At 39.8% G+C, this 1,466-nt stretch carries 1 protein-coding gene and 1 tRNA gene; one reads left to right on the forward strand and one right to left on the reverse strand.

All coding sequences use genetic code 11. The annotated features are described in order from the left end of the window. Positions 1–203: 203 nt before the first annotated feature. Positions 204–1,055 (reverse strand): isoaspartyl peptidase/L-asparaginase, encoded by an 852-nt coding sequence (locus ACNF42_RS08630; protein WP_443340367.1) that lies wholly within the window; start codon positions 1,053–1,055, stop codon positions 204–206. Between the two features lie 165 nt (positions 1,056–1,220). On the opposite strand from ACNF42_RS08630, the gene ACNF42_RS08635 reads away from it, so the two are divergent. Continuing rightward, positions 1,221–1,292, forward strand: a tRNA-Val gene (locus tag ACNF42_RS08635). Positions 1,293–1,466: the final 174 nt, after the last annotated feature.

Consider the following 1,466-nt stretch of genomic DNA (forward strand, 5'->3'; position numbering starts at 1 on the left):
GATATCTTTTTATCAAACTCTTCCATTATTCATTGCCTCCTTTGGTTGTTCTAAGGAGGCATCCTTTTATGTTTCATGAAATTTATCCATTGTTGATGGAGTCATTTCATTTGTTCTTACACAAAATTCGGGATACTATCGCCATGATATCCCGGGTCTTCATATATCTTTTAAGGAATAGGAAATTAATTTCTTACTTTCGATCATATTTTTTCCACATAGAGATCAGTGCCCATCGAACCGTTGGAAAAATATGCCATCTCACTTCTGGATAGTGCTATTATTCCTGCAAGGTTACTACCAAAGTAATCAATTTCCTTTTCGATTATAGATTTTAAGGGCATACTACCAATTTTACTGTAAATTCTATAACAAAGTACCCTTTTTGCAATTTCCTCACCTATTCCCGTCGCAACAACTGCCCCATCCGCTCCGCAATATATCCCTGCACCAGGGACTGGAACATCACCTACCCTTCCCTTCATCATTGGAGATGCACCTCCAGTTGAAACAGCTGCGGCGAACTTTCCATTTATTCTGGTCACAGCCCCCACAGTATCGTGAGGTTCCTCTATTATCCCCTGTTCTATCATCCTCCTGAACTCCAAATATTTCTCATTTTCAGACATATTATCCCTGATTCCTTTAATCATTTTTTTATAGGCTTCCTTGCTCCGATCGGTTCTCGGATCATATGCCTCATAACCACAACGTCTCGCGAAATCCAAAGCTCCTGATCCGGCAAGCATTATATGGGGTGTCTTCTCCATAACGTCCCTTGCTACGAGTACGGGGTTCTTTACCATTTCGATGCCGATTACTGAACCAAATTTTCCAGGAATTGACACGGCTGCATCCATCTGGACTGAACCATCTATCCTTATTACTGAACCTGTACCAGCATTGAACCGTGGATCGTCTTCCATATTTACAACTGCATTTACAACGGAAGTAAGCGGGTCATCATTCCAGGCACTCTCTGCAATTCCTCCCATGTCCGGCGTTGATCTATTTTTTGAACCAACCCCACCATGGCATAACAGTACATTTTCCATTGTGGCACATCTTTAATAAATATAAAAATAGAGTTTTGGAGAGTCTCATAATTAAATATCAATAAAGAAAGAAAATAAAAAAACTTTCAAACTATTATATTCCAGATATGCCTTACTTAATCACTTACAAAAAAGCTAATTATCCATGATTATATGGCTATGTGAGGGCTCGTAGTCTAGTGGTATGATGTCTCCCTGACACGGAGGAGGTCACCGGTTCGAATCCGGTCGGGCCCATTTACAGCTATAAGTAAGTCCTATTTTCTAACAGATAGGTAGGTATCCAATTATTTAATTACCTATCTTTTTAGGTATTTTTGATCACTACATCTATGATCTCCTTCTGTACTGCAGACAGAGCAACCAGTGATTCCCATTTGAATTGACTCTTCTGATCCTCCAGATATACCC

This window comes from Cuniculiplasma thermophilum, from assembly GCF_052315355.1.
Lineage (GTDB): Archaea > Thermoplasmatota > Thermoplasmata > Thermoplasmatales > Thermoplasmataceae > Cuniculiplasma.

Coding starts and splice junctions, on each gene's coding strand:
- ACNF42_RS08630 (WP_443340367.1), bottom strand. CDS start 1,055: ATGGAAAATGTACTGTTATGCCATGGTGGGGTTGGTTCAAAAAATAGA.